Origin of the sequence: Pollutimonas bauzanensis (genome assembly GCF_040393045.1) — a bacterium.
GTDB classification, from domain to species: domain Bacteria; phylum Pseudomonadota; class Gammaproteobacteria; order Burkholderiales; family Burkholderiaceae_B; genus Pollutimonas; species Pollutimonas bauzanensis_A.
On the sequence record NZ_JBEBUX010000022.1, the window covers coordinates 16,993 to 37,783 of the forward strand.

Genomic DNA, 20,791 nt, shown 5'->3' on the forward strand with positions numbered 1-20,791 from the left:
TATCAGAAAACGGTAGGTCGATGAAAATTAGCACGTAGGGGTAAGCGCGAGGTCCGATACGACACGGTTTGTCTTCACAGTGCTGCTGTCTTTGTGAGTCAAGCGTGTTAACAAGTCAGTGGCGTCTGCCGCGCCACGGACCGGGACTGTACCGTTGTAGGCCTGCCCGAACCGATTTTGAAGAAAATCATCCAACCCTATATATTCTTGCGGAATGAAACCGGCCTGGGGTAGCTGCTTCTCGCGAAATAAATCTAGCGCGGTGCAAATTCCCGACGCGGTAGCGATCTGGATAGCGGTGGTGGTTTTTCCGCCAACTTGCGATGCGAAAATTTTTCGTGAAAATGTTTCTTGAACGAACTCCCCCTTGCGCCAGCCGCTTACCGTCACGAAAACAAGAACCAAGTCTTGCAACGTAGTCGGGATGGCTGCACGCAATATCTCTTTAAGCTTTTCCTGCTGCGTACCCATAGCCAAGTCTTCGAGCAGGAACTTCATCAGGACGCAGTGCCCTGGGTAGCGCACCGATTTGTAGTCCAGATTGCGCACTTTGCCAGCGAGTGTTTCGCATAAAGTGCCCAACCCGCCTGATGTATTGAAGGCTTCATATTCCACGCCGTCGATAGAAAACCGCTCGAGGCCCTCAAGGGGTTGTATTTCCTTTAGCTGTCCATCCCGAATGGCGTCGCAAGGGCGACAATATTCGTTAATAAGCCCCTCCACACTCCAGGTAAGGTTGTATTTCAAGGCATTGCTTGGGAATTCGGGTATGGCGCCAACGCGCATTTTGATATCTTGTATCTGGTCAAAGCCCTGGCTTAAGGCATAAGCGGCAATACTGATAAAGCCCGGAGCCAGGCCGCATTGCGGCATGAAGGCGGTACTAGCGTCTACTGCCAGCCGCTTAATGGCTTTCGTCGCTTCCACGTCTTCAGTTAAGTCGAAGTAATGCACACCAGCGTTTTTCGCAGCCTGCGCGACGGGAATCGCCATGTGATAGGGAAGCGCGTTGACCACTGCATCGCGGGACTCAAGGACGGCATGCAGCGATTTGGCATCGCTGGTATCCATTATCGCGGTGGCTATTCCTGATGTTTTCGCTGCAGCTAGTGATTTTGCGTCGCGATCAACCAACAACACGTCATAGTCGCCCGAGTCGTGCAGCAATCGGGCAGTGGTGGCGCCGATATGTCCTGCGCCAAGCAGAGTAACTTTCATCTTGTTTGCCTCCAGAGTTCATTAAGCTTATGAACTATTTTAGAAGAGAGGCACTACATAAGATACGTGCAAACTGACCAGAACGACGGTTGGTTTCGTCATTTTGCGCTATATATTTGGCAATATGACGAGATCAGCCGCGAACGCCGCAGCATCGCGCGGCCAGAGGCCGCCGGCATTAGACCCCTAGGTTTCCCCGATCGATCTTTCGGGCAAGAATAATTGAAGTGGTGGTTTTTTCTACGCCTTCAATATTGCCAATTTCGTCGAGCAGGGTGTCAAGCAATTCGGGCGAGCCCACTCTTAACCACGCAAGGTAATCGAACTCTCCGCTAACCGAACATAGCAAATAGATTTCGGGCATGCTGGAAAACCGCTTGAGAACGTCTCGGCCGGACTTGGGCTGTAAGGTGATTCCGACGCAAGCGTTGATGCTGGCGTCCAGTACTTCTTGACCCAGCCTGACGCTATACCCTGAAATGACATTGTTTTGTTCGAGCCTGGAAATACGGGACAGTACCGTCGTTCTTGCCACGCCCAGTTTGCGCGCCAGATTGGATACGTTTTCGCGAGCATTGACTTGAAGCAGGGAAATCAGCTCGCGATCGATTGCGTCCAGTTGTCCGAATGTTGCTTTCATTCTTGCCGTCCTTGGGCTGTTCTAACTAACGTCGCATGCCTGCGTTAAGGTGCCGCTCCACCCATCGACTGTAGCGGGACATTCCGTAGCAGCAGACAAAATAGATAAAAGCGATAAAAAGATAGCCCTCGATAAAGTAGGCTTTCCAGTTAGGATCGCCAAGGGCCAGCCTGAGCGCACCCGTCAGATCGTAGAGACTGACAATGGTAACCAGCGAGGTGTCCATGAAGGTCCCGATGAACGTGTTGACGAGTGGTGCCACCACTATGCGCAGCGCTTGGGGCAGGGTGATTTTTCTGACGGTCTGCCAATAGCTTAGTCCGATAGCGGCCGCGGCTTCGTATTGGCCAGAAGGAATAGCCTGCAGGCCTCCGCGTATCGTTTCGGCCAGATAGGCTGCTGTGAACAGAATGATGCCGATCTGTACCCGCAGCAGCACATCGATATTGAAGCCCGGAGGAAGAAACAGCGGGAATAGAAAAGAGGCAGTAAACAGTACCGTAATCAATGGCACGCCGCGTATGATTTCAACGTAAAAAACGCAGAAGGCGCGGATGGCCTTCAGTTTGGACCGCCGCCCAAGCGCAATCAGCACGGCTAGCGGCAGGGCCATGAAAAGACCAACGACCGTCAAGAGCAGTGTTAGTGGAAATCCGCCCCAAAGATTGGTTTCCACGTAAGTCAGCCCGAACACGCCGCCACGCATAATCAGTATAAATGTTGCAAGGGAAACCGCCCACAACAGCAACAGCCATTTTTTCCAGAACGGGCGCCAGCAACTGGCCGCCAATGTGGCCAGCATAATGAGGGTGGCGGCCAGTGGCCGCCATTGTTCCAGGTAAGGGTAGCGGCCAAAGAAAATCAGTCTGAATTTTTCGCCAATCATTCCCCAGCAGGCGCCGCTGTGGTCCAGGGCATGGCAGATTTTATAGTCGCGCGAGAATACCGCGTTGTCGATGCTCCATTGATAGACCTTTGGGAATATCCAGGCAGCCAGCGCTACGAGAATCAGCGTTGCCAGGCAGCTTTTCCATGATGAGAATAAATTGGTCCGCAACCAGTGGAGGACGGTGCGTGGCGGCAACGGAGGCGGTTGAGAGGCTGTCGAGGCAAAACTTTTAGCTAGCATTTGGCCTACCTCTCGACCAGCATCATGCGCTGGTTGTACCAGTTCATGAAGGCAGCAATCAGCAGGCTGATCGTCAGATAAACCAGCATGATCAGGGAAATGCATTCAAGCGCCTGCCCGTTCTGGTTCAGCGATGTGTTGGCAATTGACACGATATCCGGATAACCAACAGTGACGGCTAGCGACGAGTTCTTTGTCAGATTCAGGTATTGGCTGGTCAGGGGAGGCACGATCACTCGCATTGCCTGAGGGAGCACTACCAAGCGTAAAGCTTGTGGACGGCTCAAGCCTAGCGATGCACTGGCTTCTACTTGTCCGGTCGACACGGCTTGAATGCCGGCTCGAACGATTTCAGCGATATAACTGGCGGTATAAAGCGTCAGCCCTATGAGCAAGGCAAGAAACTCGGGCGTAAGGGCGACACCGCCGCTGATATTGAAAACGGTGACCTCGGGTATATCGAGCGTCAACGGGGCGCCACCGAGCAACCACCCGGCGGCGGGAAGGGCAACGATAGTCAGCAGAATGGGCCAGAATATCTTGGGCGCATAGCCTGTCACGTCTTGTTTGCGTCGGGCGCTTCTACGGATCAAGTGAGCGCAGAATAGCGCAACAACAAACCCGAGGACGGCCAACGACCAACTGATGGACCACTCAGGAATCGGGAGCTGCAGGCCGCTTTTGCTTAGATACGTATACGGGAGCAACACGATGGCGTCGTTTGCCGACGGAAGAAGTTCAGTAATGACGAGATAGGTGGCCAGCAACTGGATCAACAGCGGAATATTGCGCAGCGTCTCGACGTAGCCGTCGCACAGCTTGCGAAGCAGGAAATTCTTCGAAAGACGACCTATGCCAATCAGGGTGCCAAGCAACGTGGCAAGAACAATGCCAGCAAAGGCGACGCGCAGGGTATTAGCCAACCCCGTCACGAAGGCGCGCAAGTAGGAATCGCTGGGAATAAACCCGAACATGCTCTCGCCGATATCGAATCCCGCTGGCTGCGACAAAAAGCCAAAGCCGGTGCGGATCTGCATCATGTTCAGATTTTTGTTTGTGTTGGACAATAGATACCAACTTACCAGCGCCAGCGCAATAACCGCGACCGCTTGATAAATCAGTCCTCGTCCACTTTCTGTAGACCACGACAGTTTTCTTTTTCTTGTGATTTTCTTGGGGAGCATCCATGCCTCCAAATGGCAAGGAGCAGGAAAAGCATCCTGCTCCTTGCTGAATACTTAATGCATCCGGCTTAACGCACTGGAGGAGCGTACATGAGACCGCCGTTATTCCATAAGTTGTTGACGCCGCGTGGCAGCTTCAGGGGTGATTTCTCGCCCATGTTGCGGTCAAAGCTTTCACCGTAATTGCCAACCTGTTTGATAATTCTGTAGGCCCAATCCTTGTCCAGGCCCAGCAGCTTGCCCATGTCTTCACTAGTACCGAGCAAACGCTGGATGTTGGGATCTTTGCTGTCTGTTTTGACTTGATCCACGTTGGCCTGCGTTATACCGTACTCTTCCGCATTCTGCATGGCAAAAAGCGCCCATTTGACGATGGCGAACCATTCGTCATCGCCGCGCCGAACGGCCGGGCCCAGGGGCTCTTTCGAGATGACATCGGGCAAAATGACATAGTCATCTGCCTTGGGGTTTTGCGTACGGATTCCAGCGAGTTCGGACATGTCAGTGGAAATGACCTGGCATCGGCCGCCAAAGAAAGCAGTGTGTGCGGCTTCGGGCGAGTCGAATACGACAGACTTGTACGGGATGCCATGGGTCGTCAGGTAGTCGGCAACGTTTTTCTCGCTGGTGGTGCCGGACTGAAGGCAAATTTCCGCATTCTTAAGCTGCTTAGCGCTGCTGATATTGAATTTCTTGGGCACCATGAATCCCTGCCCATCGTAATAGTTGATGCCTGCGAAAACCACTCCCAGGGAAACGTCGCGCGTCATGGACCAGGTGGTGTTGCGGGCAAGCACATCAATTTCGCCAGACTGAAGGGCCGTAAACCGTTGCGGTGGATTCAAAGGTACATACTTTACCTTGCCCGCATCGCCCAGCACGGCGGCGGCAATTGCGCGGCAGAGGTCCACATCCAGGCCAGCCCATTCTCCTTTGCTATCAGCCCCTGAAAATCCGGGTGCTGACGTATTCACCCCGCATACGACCTGATCTTTTGACTTGACCGCATCGAACGTTTTGCCGGCATGCGCGGTCGCACTGACCGTGCCTAGCGCTATGGCAAGCAAGGTGCCTGATAGGTAAGAGCTGGAATTCATGTTGTCTCCTGTTTAATATGGCGGAATGGCATTATTTGTCGGCGAATTATAGTGAGTTGCCCGACAGTTTGTAATGGGGTTTTACGACAGTTAAAAATTACCAGGAGGGTGCAGGTGCAAGTTATCGGTCTTATCGGCGGAATGAGCTGGGAATCGACAATTCCTTATTATCGGGAAATCAACGAAACGGTTAAGCGGCGCCTGGGCGGCTTACATTCCGCCAAAATTATTCTTTATAGCGTCGACTTTCACGAAATTGAACGCTTGCAGCATGCCGGAAACTGGCGCGATGCAGCGATCCTGCTGGCCCAGGCCGCCACTGTCCTCGAGTCTGCGGGAGCCGATTTTCTGGTGCTTTGCACCAATACCATGCACAAAGTTGCTTCCGATATCGAGGCGGCGGTTCGGATTCCTTTATTGCACATCGCCGATCCTACAGCACACGAAATCAGGAAAGCTGGCGTTTCCAAAGTAGGCCTGCTGGGTACCCGTTTCACCATGGAACAGGATTTTTACAAGGAACGCTTACAGCAACGCCATGGCCTGCAAGTACTAATACCCGATAGCCCAGACCGTGACAAAGTGCATGCCATCATTTACGAAGAGCTGTGCCTTGGCATCGTAAAACCTGCTTCGCGTCAGGTATATCAGCGCGTTATCGCCGGGCTGATCGATCAGGGGGCAGAGGCGGTCATCCTGGGGTGCACCGAAATTTCGTTGTTGGTGGGGCAGCAAGATGCGCAAGTACCTTTGTTCGATACGACAGCCATTCATGCCCGCCAGGCGGCCGAGTCAGCGCTTGGCGTGTGAGGTTTCCCGCCGTTGCTGCAGATGTCGGACTAACGCCACGACAACTGCCGCCCCAATAATCAACAGTAGGGCAATTTCTTCATAGCGCTTGGCGTCGGCGAATAGCCATTGCAGCGTCTGGCCGAACAGGTAGCCGGCGCCGGTAAACAAGGGCGCCCAGATAGCCGCGCCGATCAAGTTAAACAGTACGAATCGCCAAGTTGGTATCTCGCTCATGCCAATGGCGATAGGGCCGACGGCTCGTAGTCCATACATAAAGCGTACACCGATGATGATGCCTGCCTGGTAGCGCAGCAGCCATCCGTTCACCTGTTGTGCCTGGGTAGTCCATTGTGGAAAGCGCTTGAGCAACGCTGCGCCATGACGCCGGCCAAGGAAAAAGAAGAAAAGATCGCCCAAGGACCCGCCAAGCGTGGCGCAGACCACTACCAGCGGAAATGACAGGTAACCCTGATGCACGGCAAACCCGGCCAGCACCAATACGGTCTCACCTTCAAGAATGGACCCGACAAATGCGGCCAAGTAGCCGTGTTCGGCAAGGAATTCTGTCAGCATCATTGCTAGCGCTATCGCTTTGGGACATCAAGAGGGGGCAAGCGGCGTTTGACTGGTGTTGTCTTGACGACGGCGGTATTGGTTTCGGCCTGATTCGCCAGCGAGTCCAGGATGACATCCAGTTGTTCCATGGAGCGTACGCTCAATTTTGCAACGAAACAATCTTCGCCGGTAACCTTATCGCATTCGGTAAATTCAGGTATCGCCTGAATTTGCCGTTCGATTGCGTGCATTTGTCCGGGCAATGGGCGTATCCGGACTATTGCCTTGAGCTGGTATCCAAACGCTTGAGGATCCACCGTAACGGTGTACCCGGTAATGACACCGCGTTCTTCCAGCCGCCGCAAACGTTCTGCAACGCTGGGCGATGAAAGCCCGCTCTTGCGCGCCAGAGCTTTGAGCGAAAGACGGGAGTCTTCCATCAGGGCGGCGATAATAATGCGGTCGATTTCGTCGTGCATATTGCTTGATAAGGTGTCTGGCACCTATTGGCTTGAAAAAAAAGGGAATGGCTGGGTATTGCCTTATTTTATCTATAGAAGTTAAGGATGGAAAGCGTCACACTTTAGCTGTCTGAAATTTGGGGAGATTGCGATGGAAAATCAAGTCAAGCGCGGTTCGCTGGAGATGGCAGGCGCCATGCTGATCTCCGGTACGATTGGCTGGTTCGTACTGGTGTCGGGGCAGCCAGTTCTGGACGTCGTGTTTTGGCGTTGTCTTTTCGGCGCAGCTACATTGCTGTTGATTTGCGCTTTCATGGGCTTGTTGCGGCCCGGCTTACTCAACTGGCAAATTTTTTTGTGGGCAGCGCTTAGCGGGGTCGCCATAGTAGGGAACTGGATATTGTTGTTTGCCGCTTATTCACGGGCCTCTATCGGGATTGCCACGGCAGTCTATAACACGCAGCCATTCATGCTGGTCGGCTTGGGGGCGTTGTTCCTGGGTGAAAAGGTTACGTTGGACAAGATGGCGTGGCTAAGCCTGGCCTTTATCGGCATGCTGGCAATTACGCAGTCGCATGGCGGTTCTGGCTATGGCGGGAAAGCCTATTTGGCAGGAATCGCCTTGGCGCTGGGTGCAGCTTTTCTGTACGCTATTGCGGCACTTCTGGTTAAGCGGCTTACGGGTACCGCGCCGCATTTGATTGCGTTGATACAGGTTTGTGTAGGCATATTGATGTTGGCGCCGCTTGCAGACTTCACCGGCCTGCAAGAACACTCGGTCTCATCCTGGTCTGTATTGCTGGCGCTCGGCGTGGTGCATACTGGCTTCATGTATGTGCTGCTTTATGGGGCGATTCAAAAGCTGCCGGTCGCGTTGACGGGGGCGTTGTCGTTCATTTACCCCATCGTGGCCATTATCGTGGATTGGGTCGCATTCGGGCACCGCTTGCAATGGATGCAGTGGTTTGGCGTAGCCACGATTCTTTTGGCGGCTGCAGCAATGCGTCAGGGCTGGACGCTCAAGCGCTTGCCGTCTATGAACAAATGCGACTGAATGCTATGGGGGGCAGGTTAACGTCCATGGCGGAAATGCCTTCCGCCATGTCCCCAGCCGCCGTATCCCGGGCCGCCGCCGTGCCAATGTTTGTGGCCGCCATAATGGCCTGATCTGAATCCAAAATTGAAGTAGAGGGGTGGGCCTACGTACCAGGGGTTTCCATAATACATAGGCGGCGGGACATAGACCGTGCCTGGCGCCACATAAACTTGCGCATCCCCCGGTACGTAATAAGCGGGCGCTGGACTGTAAACAGCGCAGCCACCAAGCATACATAACAAGGCCGACGTGATAACCAGTCGTCTTGCCGTCTGGTTTGCAGTTCTCATGATGCAAAGTTAGACCTTGGCGCAATGGCGATAGTTCGCGGGTTTCTTTCTTTGTTACACATCGAAGCGCGAGCACTGCTGCTGGCCTCGCGGGTTGGGAACCCGCGTGAAGGAAGGGAGGGTCCCGTGTATTATTGCAAGCTACCGATTCGGTTCGATAAAACAAGAGGGGATATAAATGGATAAGGCAACGGGCGTTGCGTTGGTAACAGGCGCAGGCAGTGGCATTGGTCGCGCGGTGGCGCTTGAATTTTTAGCCAATAACTATCAAGTGGTTCTTTGCGGCCGGCGCGCCGATGCCCTGGAGCAGACGCGTGCGTTGGCCGCCGATAAAGGGGGGAATGCGCTCGCTGTACCCACTGACGTCACTGATGAAAGCGCGGTGGGGGCTTTATTCGAAAAAATAGAAAGTACTTACGGCCGGCTCGATGTGTTGTTCAACAATGCGGGGCGCGGCGCCCCAGCGGTTCCCATAGAAGATTTGTCGATAGCGGACTGGCGTGCAGTGGTCGACGTGAATCTGACTGGCATGTTCCTGTGCGCGCAGGCAGCCATACGCATGATGAAGAACCAGCAGCCCCAGGGTGGGCGCATTATTAATAATGGCTCTATTTCCGCTACAGCGCCGCGTCCCTTTTCTATTGCCTACACTGCCACCAAGCATGCCGTAACAGGCCTGACCAAGTCTATTTCACTGGATTGCCGCCCCTATAATATTGCTTGCGGCCAGATCGATATCGGCAATGCCGCTACTGATATGACCAACCGTATGGCGGCGGGCATATTGCAGGCCGACGGCACAACCCGTCCAGAGCCTCGTATGGACGTGGCTCATGTGGCGCGTGCGGTCCATCAAATGGCGCAACTGCCCTTGGATACCAATGTGCAATTTATGACCATCATGGCGACCAACATGCCGTTTCTAGGGCGCGGCTAACGTGCAACCCATTATGACGACACAGAATCACACTGAACGCGACGACGATAAGCAGGCTATCGCCGAGGTAATCGATTTTTGGCAGGCGGCAGGGCCAGCGGCTTGGTTTACAAAGGATCCGGATTTCGACTTGCGTTTTCGCGAGCATTTCCTGCAAGCGCATATGGCAGCGGCGCGGCGCGAGCTGGACCACTGGGCAAGCAGTCCGAACGGTGGATTGGCGCTGTTAATTCTGCTCGATCAGTTTCCCCGGAACGCCTTTCGCGGTACCGCGCACATGTTTGCCACGGATCCGCTGGCACTGCATTTTGCCGAGGCGATTGTAGAAGCGAAATTTGACACGCTTGTCGATCCTGCGCTGCGCTTGTTCTGTTATTTGCCCTTCGAGCACTCTGAAAATCTGGCCGACCAGGAACGTTCAGTCCTTTTGCATGCCGGACTGGATGTTTCTTTGCGCCATTATGCAGAAGACCACCACCGAATCATCGCGCGCTTCGGACGTTTTCCGCATCGCAATGCGTCGTTGGGGCGTGCCACCACAGCACAGGAACAAGCGTTTTTGGACGAAGGCGGGTTTGCAGGCTAGTCAGGCGTCTTTGTCTTGTCTGGGTAATACCTACGGCGCTGGCGGGCTAGTGTGCGTGCACTAGCTTCCGTGTTTTCTATACTTTATTGGTTGCTTATGCCTGTACTGTCTGCTGTGGCTGCGTTGTTCTCTATGCAAATTCTTGGCGAAGCGCTGGTGCGGTTGCTGAGCCTGCCGCTACCCGGACCTTTAATGGGGATGCTGTTGATGCTGGCCGCACTCATCGTATATGGGCGTGTGCCGGCAGGGTTGCGCGATACCTGCCATCACGCGCTGAAGCACTTGATGCTGCTGTTTATTCCTCTTGTAGCGGGCATCATGCTGTACTTCGGCCAGCTTGCCGATGACTGGATTCCTTTCTTGCTGGCCTGCATTGGCGGCGTGGCTTTGACTATCGTGGTGACTGCGGTGGCCTTTCGCTGGATGCTGAACCGTTCGAGGGTGTCCGAGCTATGACCGATACATTTGCGGCAGTTTGGCACTACCTGGCGGACTCCACCTTGTTTTGGCTGGGGTTAACTTTACTGGTCTATCTGGGCGCGGCAACGGTATACCAGCGTAGCGGCGGCAACCCCTTGCTTTTGCCAGTTCTTACAGCCGTGGTCGTCGTGGTTGGCGTGCTGTACTACACCAAGACGCCATATCAGGTGTATGCCGAAAGGACGTGGTTCCTGAAATTCCTTATCGGGCCTGCAACCGTGGCGCTTGCGATTCCCCTATATGGCCAGTTGGCGCGCTTGAAACGCCTGTTCTGGCCCATATTCGTGGCCTTGCTGGCTGGTTCTGCCACGGCCATTCTTTCTGCCATCGGGATCGCCCGGTTCGTGGGGGCTTCCGTGCAAACTCAATTGTCGCTCGCTCCCAAGTCGGCAACCATGCCCATCGCAATGGAAGTGGCTGCGTTAAGCGGCGGTTTGCCTTCGTTGACTACGATAGCCGTGGCTATTACCGGTATTGCCGGCGCGATTATGGCTGGTGGCTTGTTTAAGCTTGTACGCGTGCAGGATCCAGAAGTGGAAGGGTTTGCGCTGGGCCTGAGCGCGCATGCAATCGGTACGGCCCGTGCTTTTCAATCGAATGACACCGCCGGGGCGTTTGCCGCATTGGGGATGGGATTGAACGGGATCGCTACCGCGATACTTGTCCCGCTCATACTTGCGGTCTTGGCAATCATTTAGTTGGATTTGTCCAACCGCAGCCCCACGGCGACGGGGGCGAATCTATTGCCTACTGAGCAGAATCAATATTTCCTGGTTTCTGAATAATCCGTATCGCGCTGGCAGTTGTATGATCTGAAATATCTGCAATGCATCAGAATTAATTAGAGGAGACCAAAATGCCCAGTATCTTTGACCAGGATTTGCCACAGACCCCGGCTAATTACGCCCAAATGTCGCCGCTGTCATTTATTGAACGCACCGCTGGCGTTTATCCGCAGCGTTTGGCTGTTGTGCATGGAACGGGCCCGAAAGCATTACGGCGCAACTGGGCCGAGCTGTATAGCCGTTGCCGACAACTGGCTAGCGCCCTGGCCCAAAACGGTATAGGCAAAGGGGATACGGTGGCTGTGATGCTACCCAATACACCTGTTATGGTGGAAGCCCACTTTGGCATTCCCATGGTCGGAGCCGTTCTCAATGCCATCAATACGCGGCTGGATGCTCAAACGGTCGCGTTTATGCTGGACCACGGTGAAGCCAGTACTGTCATCGTCGACACCGAATTCGCGCCTGTCATGCGCAAGGCGCTCGCCTTGCGCTCATCGTCTTCGCCCATTTACGTCATTGACGTAGCCGACGCGCTATACACCGGCCCGGCGCAACCCATAGGCGCTATCGAGTACGAAGCCTTCATCGCGAAGGGCGATCCTAATTTTGCATGGCAGCTTCCTGAGAACGAATGGGACGCCATTGCGCTGAACTACACCAGCGGCACGACAGGCAACCCCAAAGGGGTGGTCTACCATCATCGTGGGGCGGCTACCGCCGCCATTTCCAATATCCTTGAATGGGATATGCCCAAGCATGCCGTTTACTTGTGGACGCTACCGATGTTCCATTGCAACGGTTGGTGTTTTCCCTGGGCGGTAGCTGCGCGCGCCGGCGTCAATGTGTGTTTGCGCAAGATCGAAGCACAAGCCATTTTCGATGCTATCCGTGAACATGGCGTCACCCATTATTGTGGCGCGCCCATTGTGCATAGCCTGTTGGTCAATGCGCCGCAAGCCATGAAAGAGGGCGTGCCGCAAGGCGTTAAAGCTATGGTGGCGGGTGCGGCGCCTCCCGCGTCCATGATCGAAGGCATGGAACGGCTGGGATTCGATATTCTGCATGTTTACGGACTGACTGAAACTTACGGGCCGGCAACCGTATGCGCCAAGCATGCCGAGTGGGATGATCTCGATATTGGCGAGCGTGCGCGCCTTAATTCGCGCCAGGGCGTCACTTACCATCTGGAACGCGGAATCACCGTCATGGATCCACAGACCATGCAGCCGGTGCCTGCCGATGGACAAACCATGGGTGAAATCATGTTCCGCGGCAATATCGCCATGAAGGGGTATCTGAAGAATCCGAAGGCGACACAAGATGCATTGGCGGGGGGCTGGTTCCATAGCGGCGACCTGGCGGTCATGGATCCGGACGGCTATGTAAAAATCAAGGACCGCAGCAAAGACATCATTATCTCTGGCGGTGAAAATATTTCATCCATCGAAGTAGAGGACGTACTGTACCGTCATCCCGATGTCTTGGCGGCCGCCGTTGTTGCGCGTTCGGATACACGCTGGGGCGAGACGCCATGCGCCTTTATCGAACTCAAAGAAGGTTCAGAAACCACAGCAGAAGCCATTATTGAGCATTGCAAGAAACATTTGGCGGGCTTCAAAGTACCGCGCTCTGTCGTATTTTGCGAGCTGCCCAAGACTTCTACCGGCAAGATCCAGAAGTTTGAGTTGCGCAAACAGGCCGAATTGCTTGAAACGGCGGCTGGTTAATAACCGCCTCGCGCCCTCCATAGTTCAATGTCCCGTGGCGGGCGCGGTTGTACAGCCCTCGTCGCTGGACTACAATTTAAGATGTTTTTCCCCACGGAACTTTAGGTATGCCCACATTTGATGTCGTCTCTGAAGTCGACAAGCACGAACTTAGCAATGCAGTCGACCAAGCCAGTCGCGAATTGGCTACCCGCTTTGATTTTAAAGGCAGCGACGCCAAGTTTGAATTGGATGGCTTTGTGGTTACGCAGTCGGCTTCCAGCGTTTTTCAGCTGAACCAAATGCTGGACATCTTGCGGGGCCGTTTGTCCGCTCGAGGCATCGATGTACGCTGCCTTGACGTGGCTACGCCTCTGGAAAATCTGGGCGGCGCTCGCCAAAAAATCACGATCAAGCAAGGCATAGAGCAAGCCATATCCAAGAAGCTCATCGCCGCACTCAAGGCAGGCAAGCTCAAGGTCGAAGCCCAGATCAACGGCGAGAAACTGCGAATCAGCGGCAAGAAGCGCGACGACTTGCAAGCCGCGATCGCCTTGCTGAAAAAGACCGACGTCGAATTGCCGCTTCAATACGAAAATTTTCGTGACTAGTGCTACGCGCTTTTCCTGATACAGGTGTTTAAGCCTGATCCTGTCGATGGCGGGATGTTGGTACAACCGCACGTCGGCGCCGGTGAAAGCTCGCCAGGTATGCGCTATGCCATGGTCTGCGCCATTGTTGTAGCTCTGGCGCTGATTATTATCGTTGCTTGGGGTGCGTGGTCCTCCCGTCAGCACCAGTTGCGCGATAAAGAGGCGGCCACCTTGGACTTGGCGCGAACATTGGGGCAGCACGCCTATGCCACCATCAAGCAGGCTGATATCGTACTTTTCGGCCTGGTTGAAAGGCTGGAAACAGAAGGTATGGGCGATAGGCAGCTCAAGCGACTACAAGTGCTTTTGCGAAACCAGCGCGCTCAATTGCCGCAATTGCACGGGCTTTTTGTATATGACAATCAAGGCCGTTGGCTGGTTAATTCGAACGAGATCATACCTGGTGCCGCTAATAACTCAGACCGTGGTTATTTCGTATTTCATAAGGACCATGCGCGTGCCGGCGCGTATATTGGACCGCCGCTGCGTAGCCGCTCCACAGGTGCCTGGATACTCACGGTATCCCGCAGGATCAACCATCCGGACGGAAGTTTTGCCGGCGTTGCGCTCGCTACCTTAGACCTTAATTATTTTCTTGAGCTGTATAACACGCTTGAAATCGGCAAGGACGGGTTGGTCAACTTGTTGCTGAAAGACGGCACCATATTGGTACGCCGGCCATTTAATGATCGGGAAGTCGGGCTGAACGTATCTCAAGGGGCCTTGTTTACAGATCATTTGAATGTGTCACAGGAAGGTATCGCCACCAGCTATTCGGTCGTAGACAAGATTCAACGCATTCTAGGTTTCACCCATGTCAAGGAGTATCCCTTGGCGGTAGTCGTAGGGCGGGATAAGCAAGAAATTCTTGCGGGATGGCGCAAAGAATCTATGATCTCCGCAGCTATCGTTAGCTTCTTCATTTTGCTATTGGCATACCTGGGTAGTCGCTTGATAGCGATGATGCGGTACCAGTTGCGTGTCGAAAAAAACCTGCGTCATGCGCAAGAAAGCCTCGTTAGTGCGAACAAGGCGCTCGGGTTGCTGGCGCGCGAAGATGGCCTTACCGGCCTGGCTAACCGGCGTGAATTCGATATTTCCCTGGTTGCCGAGTTCCAACGCGCAAGCCGCTACGCGAGCCCGGTTAGTTTACTGATGCTTGATGTCGATTTCTTCAAGCAATACAACGATTATTATGGGCACGGAGCCGGCGATGAGTGTTTGAAATCTGTTGCCCAGATTATCAAGGCGTATGCAAATCGCCCGGCTGACTTGGCCGCACGCTATGGCGGAGAAGAGTTTGTCGTCATATTGCCAGATACTGATGTCGAGGGCGCCTTCTACATTGCGGAAAAGATGCGTGGCACCATCGAGGAGAAACAAATGGTGCACGCCGTGACTCCGAATGGCGTGCTAACCGTTAGTATTGGTGTTGCGGTAATGGTTCCCCGCGACGGGGACACGCCAACGATGTTGACGGCTGCCGCCGATAAAGCCCTGTATGAAGCGAAGAAGGGTGGTCGTAACCAGGTTTTTAGTGCTTAAGACGGTAACCTGTCTTGAAGATCAAGAACACAGTGGCCAGGCAAAGAACCAGGAAAAACACCGTCATTCCGAGGCTTATATAGACATCTACGTCGGCGATGCCGTAAAAGCTCCATCGAAACCCGCTGATTAAATACACGACCGGATTAAACAGCGTTATCGTTTGCCAGAATGGCGGCAGCATGTTGATGGAATAGAAACTGCCGCCCAGGAAGGTCAGAGGGGTGACGATTAGCAGAGGTACGAGCTGCAGTTTCTCGAAGCCATCGGCCCATATCCCAATGATAAAACCGAACAGGCTGAACGTGACCGCGGTAAGCACCAGGAACAGTACCATCCAGAAGGGATGGTCTATTTGCAGCGGAACGAAAAAGCCTGCCGTCGCAAGAATGATGGCTGCCAGTATGATGGATTTGGTCGCCGCCGCGCCTACATAGCTAATGGTAATTTCGGCATACGAAACAGGCGCCGATAGCAGTTCGTAGATGGTGCCGGAAAATTTCGGAAAATAAATACCGAATGATGCATTGGATATGCTTTGTGTCAACAGCGAGAGCATGATGAGCCCGGGCACAATGAAGGCGCCATAGCTGACCCCATCTATTTCTGTGATTCGATGGCCAATTGCAGCACCGAACACGACAAAGTACAAAGACGTCGAAATAACGGGAGCTATGATGCTTTGCAGCAGAGTACGCCAAGTTCTGGCCATTTCGAAAGCATAAATCGCGCGGATGGCATGGATGTTCATGATGGATTCCGTACAAGCTTTACAAAAATTTCTTCAAGCGACGTTTGCTGGGTCTGCAAGTCGTTGAATTTTATGCCTGCTCCGGCCAGATCGTGGAAGAGGGCGGTGATGTCGTTATGCTGTCGCTGCGAATCGTAGGTGTATACCAGTTCGTTGCCCTCGGCGGCGATTTCCAGCTGGTAGGCAGCAAGGGTTGCGGGTATAACGCGTAGCGGTTCGCTTAAATGCAGCGTGAGCTGTTTTTTTCCCAGCTTGCGCATCAATTCATTTTTTTCTTCTACCAGGATGATCTCGCCATTATTGATTACGCCCACGCGGTCGGCCATTTCTTCGGCCTCTTCGATATAGTGAGTCGTAAGAATGATGGTTACACCGGTGTCGCGCAATGAGCGCACAACTTGCCACATTTCCTGGCGCAGCGATACGTCCACGCCTGCCGTGGGTTCATCCAGGAACAAAATTTGCGGCTCATGCGAAAGCGCCTTGGCTATCAATACGCGGCGCTTCATCCCGCCCGATAGCGTGATCAGCTTATTGTCTTTTTTGTTCCATAGCGACAAGGCGCGCAGCACCTTTTCGATGTGAGCGGGATTAGCGGGTTTGCCGAACAGGCCACGGCTGAAACTGACGGTTGCCCATACCGTTTCAAAGGCATCGGTGGTCAGCTCCTGAGGAACCAGCCCGATCTTTGAGCGGGCCAAACGATAGTCCCGAACAATGTCATGACCATCTGCCAGCACGGTGCCGGATGTTGGGTTAACCAGTCCGCAGATGATGCTGATCAGCGTGGTTTTTCCTGCGCCGTTAGGCCCCAGCAAGGCAAAGATTTCGCCGTGGCGTATGTCTAGGTTAATGTTTTTTAAGGCCTGGAAGCCAGACGCATAAATCTTGTCCAGTTTGGATACCGAAATAACGGGTGACATAATGATTTCCGAAATGTACTGAGGCACAATACCATAAGCGTAAGCGCCTGATAATCTGTATTGCGAAGGCATATGTCGATAATGACTCGAGAGAACGATACCGCTTTGCTGACCCCGGCTCAAATGGCGGCTGCTGATCAGGCTGCCATTCAGGCAGGCGTCAGCGGCATGGCCCTGATGGAAGCGGCTGGAGCGGCTGTTGCCAATGCGGTGGGCGAGCGCTGGGGCAAGCGTCCAGTGCTGGTTTTATGTGGTCCCGGCAATAATGGCGGTGACGGCTTTGTGGCGGCCCGCCATTTACGTGATGCGGGCTGGCCCGTTACTGTGGGGCTGTTGGGTAACAAGGAAATGTTGAAGGGCGACGCCGCCCGGCATGCAGCGCTCTGGTCTGGGTCTATCGAGCCGCTTTCCATTGGACTGCTCGACGGCAAGGGCTTGGTAATCGATGCTTTGTTCGGCGCAGGTTTATCCAGGCCCTTATCGGGATCCGCTGCATTATTAATACACGCGTTAGCCGAGCGGCGCATCCCCGTATGTGCAGTCGATGTTCCCAGCGGCCTTGATGGCGCTAGTGGCCAGGTACGTGGGATCGCAACTGCCGCTGAAATTACCGTCACTTTCTTTCGCAAAAAACCAGGCCATCTCCTGATGCCGGGCAAGTCGTTGTGCGGCGAGGTCATCTTGTCGGACATCGGTATTTCACCATCAGTACTCGATGCGATTGCTCCGACATCATTTGAAAATTCACCGAAACTTTGGCTGGGCGTCTACCCTTGGCCGCGGCTAGACGCCCACAAATATCAACGTGGCCACGTTCTCGTGGTCGGCGGCGCGCTCATGACCGGTGCGGCACGCTTATCGGCGATGGCCGCTGCAAGGGTCGGAGCGGGGCTGGTCACTGTCGCGGCGCCCGAGTCTGCCTGGGCCGTCTATGCAAGTGCCCTGACCAGCATCATGGTTCATATCGTCAACGATGCGAGTCAGTTTGCGGATGTCTTGGCCGACGAAAGGAAAAATGCCATAGTCATTGGGCCCGGCGCCGGCGTTTCCGAGACCACGAAGGAGTATGTATTAGCGGCCTTGGCAAGCCACCGACCGGTGGTGCTGGATGCCGACGCCATCAGCATCTTCGGCGCGCATCCGCAGACACTATTCGATGCTGTTGTCGGGCCGTGCGTGTTGACCCCGCACGACGGCGAGTTTGGACGGCTTTTTGACGCCCAGGGAAGCAAGCTCGACAAAGCTCGCCAGGCGGCACGGCAAAGCGGCGCAGTCGTGGTGATGAAAGGTTCGGATACGGTTATTGCGTCCAGCGATGGGCGAGTCATCATCAATACGAATGCTCCGCCGGATTTGGCCACCGGCGGCACAGGAGATGTGCTTAGCGGCTTGATTGCCGGCCTGATGGCTCAGGGGATGGAAGCATTCCCTGCGGCGGCCGCGGCAGTATGGCTGCATGGGCAGGCGGCACAGGCATTTGGACCAGGGCTGATGTCGGAAGACTTGCCCCGGATACTTCCGCGGATTCTGCGCCAATTGAAACGGCTAGTGGGACAGCAGGATAGGCACGGTCATTGAACTAAACATGGTGCGCGATGCGCCGCCCATGATCCATTGCCGCATCCGGCTGTGGCCATATGCCCCCATGATGATCAGATCGCTGCCATGGTCAGTGGAGGTGTTCAAAATGATATTGCCGACACCACCAAAGTCTTCGCTTCGCTTGAAGACTTCCCGTGGCTTGGGGTAGCCCAGCGTAGCGCAATAATCGGCAAAGTCATTTTCGTGAATATCTTTCTTGCGCAGGTTGTCGGGCTGGGGATCGACGGTCAGGACGACGAGTTCAGAGCAAGCATGCAAAATTGGAGCTGCATCAGAGAACGCCCGCGCAGATTCTCGGCGATGATCCCAGCAGAACAGAACACGCCGACCGATGGGAAGGACACTGCCAACCGCAGGGATCATCAGCACTGGACGGCCTGCCGCCATGACTACCGCTTCAGGCAGATTGCTCATGAGCGAGGCCGTCGTGTCTTTGTTGTCAGATTTGCTCATGATGAGCAAGTCACAATAACGGGCATGCATCGTCAGCGCTTCATCCGCAGCCCCTTGTGGCGTGCGCCAGTGGGCTTTGACACCAGCTGCGGACGTTTCCTGGACAAATTGTTTCTGGACTTCGTTACGGGCCTGCATTATTTTATTGCGCAATACCTTATGGACCTCTTCAGGCATGACGGTGTCTTCATACAGATATAAGGCGGCCTGTTCTTCCGGATATACGCCGATCAATTCCGCCTTATGCTCGGAGGCCAATTGAATGGCGGCGCGCAAACGGCGTTTGCAACCGTGGTCGTGGCTAAGATGGATGGCAATGCGTCCTAACATGAGAACCTCCGTGATAAAAATATTATCTGCTGATTAGGCTACACGTTATAAGCATGATACTTCTGGCGTCTTGATTCCGCGTAAATAAAAGCGCGTTGCCTGCTCTGAGCATCGGCGTGCCAGTAATCGCGTTAAACTTTCCCTTTGTTTCACAAGGCCGTTACGTTTTTTTCTTCGATACCGGCCAGCACCACGGGAATTCCGAATGTCCGACGTTATTGCCCTGATTTTCGATTTTGACGATACGCTGGCTCCCGACAGTACCTCGGGCTTTTTGGCCGATATCGGTGTCGATGTGCAGCGTTTCTGGAAAGATCAGGTTGATCCATTATTGTTCCAGCAAGACTGGGATCCTGTACCAGCATACCTGTACCAGATGATAGAGCTGTCGAAGTCGCAGGCCAACGGAAGCATTACGCAGGAACGCCTTGAAGACTGGGGTCGACGTTTGCCTTTACATGCTGGCGTTGAAACCTTGTTTGGCCGCCTTAGGGCCATGGTCAAAGAGCAGCACCCGCAAGTCCAGCTTGAGTTCTATCTGATTTCCAGCGGTATCGGCGATGTCGTACGGCATACGGCGATAGCCCATGAATTTACGGATATCTGGGCGTCTGAGTTCGTGTATGACGCGCAAGGCGGGATTCAGTTTCCCAAGCGAGTGGTTAGCTTTACCGATAAAACGCGCTATTTGTTTCATATTCAGAAAGGCATCATCGGGGCCGGATCGCGCAATAAGCCATTTGAGGTCAACAAAAAAATAGCGCAAGACAAGCTGCGCATTCCCTTCGAGCAAATGATTTTCGTGGGCGACGGCTATACCGATATACCGTGTTTTTCGTTAATTCGCCGTTCGGGTGGCGTCGCGTTTGGCGTCTGGGATCCTAAACATCGTGAAAAACGCAGCCGCGCATGGGGTTTTATACAAGAAGGGCGGGTATCCAACTTGAATCAGGCACGCTACGACGAGGAAGCCGAGCTATATCAATGGCTGGAAGAGGCCGTTGAAAGTCTGGCCGGCCGTATATCTTTGAACAATCGGATATATCGTGGCTGAAGCCATCGAACCGGTATACAGCGCAGCCGACGAGCACGCCATGCAGTTGGCGCTGGAGCAGGCCACGCTGGCGTATGCGGCCGGAGAGGTGCCGGTGGGTGCGGTGGTGCTGGATGTGAACGGGGATGTGATAGGCAGGGGATTTAATCGCACCATTATTGATCACGATCCCAGCAGCCATGCCGAGATCGTGGCGCTGCGGCAGGCGGCTACGGCCATGCGCAACTATCGCTTGCCAGGGGCCAGCCTGTTCGTCACGCTTGAGCCGTGTGCGATGTGCATGGGCGCCATGCTACATGCTCGGCTCGGCAGGGTCGTTTACGGGGCAACTGACCCTAAGACTGGCGCTTGCGGGAGTGTGCTTAGCGTGCATGCTTATCCGCAGTTGAATCATCAAACATCGGTGACCGGTGGGCTGCTGGCGAGTGAGGCTGGCGACTTGCTGCGCCAGTTTTTTCGGGAGCGACGGGCTAAGGCTAAGGTTGTTTGTGATGCGGGGCTTTGATCGCTTTCTTTAGCGG

General features: G+C 54.2%; 22 protein-coding genes. 12 read left to right on the forward strand and 10 right to left on the reverse strand.

Annotated elements, in window-relative coordinates; all coding sequences use genetic code 11:
* Positions 1 to 27: 27 nt before the first annotated feature.
* The 5 genes from ABWO67_RS05490 to ABWO67_RS05510 all read right to left on the reverse strand — a co-directional run bounded on the left by ABWO67_RS05490 (position 28) and on the right by ABWO67_RS05510 (position 5,268).
* Positions 28 to 1,218, reverse strand: a complete 1,191-nt coding sequence (locus ABWO67_RS05490; RefSeq protein WP_353148669.1) for a saccharopine dehydrogenase family protein — start codon at positions 1,216 to 1,218, stop codon at positions 28 to 30.
* A 178-nt stretch (positions 1,219 to 1,396) separates the two neighbouring features.
* A complete protein-coding gene (locus ABWO67_RS05495) occupies positions 1,397 to 1,858 on the reverse strand; it encodes an Lrp/AsnC family transcriptional regulator (RefSeq protein WP_353148672.1) in 462 nt (153 codons plus the stop codon).
* Between the two features lie 25 nt (positions 1,859 to 1,883).
* Positions 1,884 to 2,987 (reverse strand): amino acid ABC transporter permease, encoded by a 1,104-nt coding sequence (locus ABWO67_RS05500; RefSeq protein ID WP_353148675.1) that lies wholly within the window; start codon positions 2,985 to 2,987, stop codon positions 1,884 to 1,886.
* Positions 2,988 to 2,992: 5 nt separating this feature from the next.
* Positions 2,993 to 4,171 (reverse strand): amino acid ABC transporter permease, encoded by a 1,179-nt coding sequence (locus tag ABWO67_RS05505; protein ID WP_353148678.1) that lies wholly within the window; start codon positions 4,169 to 4,171, stop codon positions 2,993 to 2,995.
* A 68-nt stretch (positions 4,172 to 4,239) separates the two neighbouring features.
* Complete coding sequence (locus ABWO67_RS05510) at positions 4,240 to 5,268, reverse strand: amino acid ABC transporter substrate-binding protein (protein ID WP_353148681.1); 1,029 nt, start codon at positions 5,266 to 5,268, stop codon at positions 4,240 to 4,242.
* A 114-nt stretch (positions 5,269 to 5,382) separates the two neighbouring features.
* On the opposite strand from ABWO67_RS05510, the gene ABWO67_RS05515 reads away from it, so the two are divergent.
* Positions 5,383 to 6,078, forward strand: coding sequence for an aspartate/glutamate racemase family protein (locus ABWO67_RS05515; protein WP_353148684.1), 696 nt, complete (start codon positions 5,383 to 5,385; stop codon positions 6,076 to 6,078).
* Here the strand turns inward: ABWO67_RS05515 and ABWO67_RS05520 are convergent.
* Both ABWO67_RS05520 and ABWO67_RS05525 read right to left on the reverse strand, forming a co-directional pair.
* A complete protein-coding gene (locus ABWO67_RS05520; RefSeq protein WP_353148687.1) occupies positions 6,061 to 6,636 on the reverse strand; it encodes a DedA family protein in 576 nt (191 codons plus the stop codon). The two genes, ABWO67_RS05515 and ABWO67_RS05520, sit on opposite strands and share 18 nt — an antisense overlap.
* Before the next feature lie 8 nt (positions 6,637 to 6,644).
* Positions 6,645 to 7,094 (reverse strand): Lrp/AsnC family transcriptional regulator, encoded by a 450-nt coding sequence (locus ABWO67_RS05525; protein ID WP_353148691.1) that lies wholly within the window; start codon positions 7,092 to 7,094, stop codon positions 6,645 to 6,647.
* A gap of 133 nt (positions 7,095 to 7,227) precedes the next feature.
* Between ABWO67_RS05525 and ABWO67_RS05530 the strand changes: the two genes are divergently transcribed.
* From ABWO67_RS05530 to ABWO67_RS05565, 8 genes are all read left to right on the forward strand, one after another.
* Positions 7,228 to 8,130, forward strand: a complete 903-nt coding sequence (locus ABWO67_RS05530; RefSeq protein ID WP_353148694.1) for a DMT family transporter — start codon at positions 7,228 to 7,230, stop codon at positions 8,128 to 8,130.
* Positions 8,131 to 8,640: 510 nt separating this feature from the next.
* Entirely contained in the window at positions 8,641 to 9,399 is a 759-nt protein-coding gene (locus ABWO67_RS05535) for an SDR family oxidoreductase (RefSeq protein WP_353148697.1), read from the forward strand.
* A gap of 13 nt (positions 9,400 to 9,412) precedes the next feature.
* The gene (locus ABWO67_RS05540; RefSeq protein WP_353148700.1) at positions 9,413 to 9,985 is read left to right on the forward strand and encodes a DUF924 family protein; all 573 of its coding nucleotides are present in this window, start codon (positions 9,413 to 9,415) and stop codon (positions 9,983 to 9,985) included.
* A 96-nt stretch (positions 9,986 to 10,081) separates the two neighbouring features.
* Positions 10,082 to 10,441: a CidA/LrgA family protein gene (locus ABWO67_RS05545; protein WP_353148703.1), complete on the forward strand. Its 360-nt coding sequence runs from the start codon at positions 10,082 to 10,084 to the stop codon at positions 10,439 to 10,441.
* Positions 10,438 to 11,163: an LrgB family protein gene (locus ABWO67_RS05550; protein ID WP_353148706.1), complete on the forward strand. Its 726-nt coding sequence runs from the start codon at positions 10,438 to 10,440 to the stop codon at positions 11,161 to 11,163. The genes ABWO67_RS05545 and ABWO67_RS05550 overlap by 4 nt, the downstream gene beginning before the upstream one ends.
* 158 nt (positions 11,164 to 11,321) lie before the next feature.
* Complete coding sequence (locus ABWO67_RS05555) at positions 11,322 to 12,980, forward strand: acyl-CoA synthetase (protein ID WP_353148709.1); 1,659 nt, start codon at positions 11,322 to 11,324, stop codon at positions 12,978 to 12,980.
* Positions 12,981 to 13,087: 107 nt separating this feature from the next.
* The gene (locus ABWO67_RS05560) at positions 13,088 to 13,570 is read left to right on the forward strand and encodes a YajQ family cyclic di-GMP-binding protein (RefSeq protein WP_353148712.1); all 483 of its coding nucleotides are present in this window, start codon (positions 13,088 to 13,090) and stop codon (positions 13,568 to 13,570) included.
* 54 nt (positions 13,571 to 13,624) lie between these two features.
* Positions 13,625 to 15,157, forward strand: coding sequence for a GGDEF domain-containing protein (locus tag ABWO67_RS05565; RefSeq protein ID WP_353148715.1), 1,533 nt, complete (start codon positions 13,625 to 13,627; stop codon positions 15,155 to 15,157).
* Here ABWO67_RS05565 and ABWO67_RS05570 read toward each other — a convergent pair.
* Positions 15,147 to 15,908 (reverse strand): ABC transporter permease, encoded by a 762-nt coding sequence (locus ABWO67_RS05570; RefSeq protein ID WP_353148718.1) that lies wholly within the window; start codon positions 15,906 to 15,908, stop codon positions 15,147 to 15,149. The genes ABWO67_RS05565 and ABWO67_RS05570 overlap by 11 nt on opposite strands.
* Entirely contained in the window at positions 15,905 to 16,831 is a 927-nt protein-coding gene (locus tag ABWO67_RS05575) for an ABC transporter ATP-binding protein (RefSeq protein ID WP_353148720.1), read from the reverse strand. The genes ABWO67_RS05570 and ABWO67_RS05575 overlap by 4 nt, the downstream gene beginning before the upstream one ends.
* A 72-nt stretch (positions 16,832 to 16,903) precedes the next feature.
* Between ABWO67_RS05575 and ABWO67_RS05580 the strand changes: the two genes are divergently transcribed.
* Entirely contained in the window at positions 16,904 to 18,409 is a 1,506-nt protein-coding gene (locus tag ABWO67_RS05580) for an NAD(P)H-hydrate dehydratase (RefSeq protein ID WP_353148723.1), read from the forward strand.
* On the opposite strand, the gene ABWO67_RS05585 is transcribed toward ABWO67_RS05580, so the two are convergent.
* Complete coding sequence (locus ABWO67_RS05585) at positions 18,377 to 19,216, reverse strand: universal stress protein (protein ID WP_353148726.1); 840 nt, start codon at positions 19,214 to 19,216, stop codon at positions 18,377 to 18,379. The two genes, ABWO67_RS05580 and ABWO67_RS05585, sit on opposite strands and share 33 nt — an antisense overlap.
* Before the next feature lie 205 nt (positions 19,217 to 19,421).
* On the opposite strand from ABWO67_RS05585, the gene ABWO67_RS05590 reads away from it, so the two are divergent.
* Positions 19,422 to 20,270 carry an HAD family hydrolase gene (locus tag ABWO67_RS05590; RefSeq protein ID WP_353148729.1) on the forward strand — a complete coding sequence of 283 codons (849 nt, stop codon included), beginning with the start codon at positions 19,422 to 19,424 and terminating at the stop codon, positions 20,268 to 20,270.
* Positions 20,263 to 20,775 (forward strand): tRNA adenosine(34) deaminase TadA, encoded by a 513-nt coding sequence (tadA, locus tag ABWO67_RS05595; RefSeq protein WP_353148731.1) that lies wholly within the window; start codon positions 20,263 to 20,265, stop codon positions 20,773 to 20,775. The genes ABWO67_RS05590 and tadA overlap by 8 nt, the downstream gene beginning before the upstream one ends.
* Positions 20,776 to 20,791: the final 16 nt, after the last annotated feature.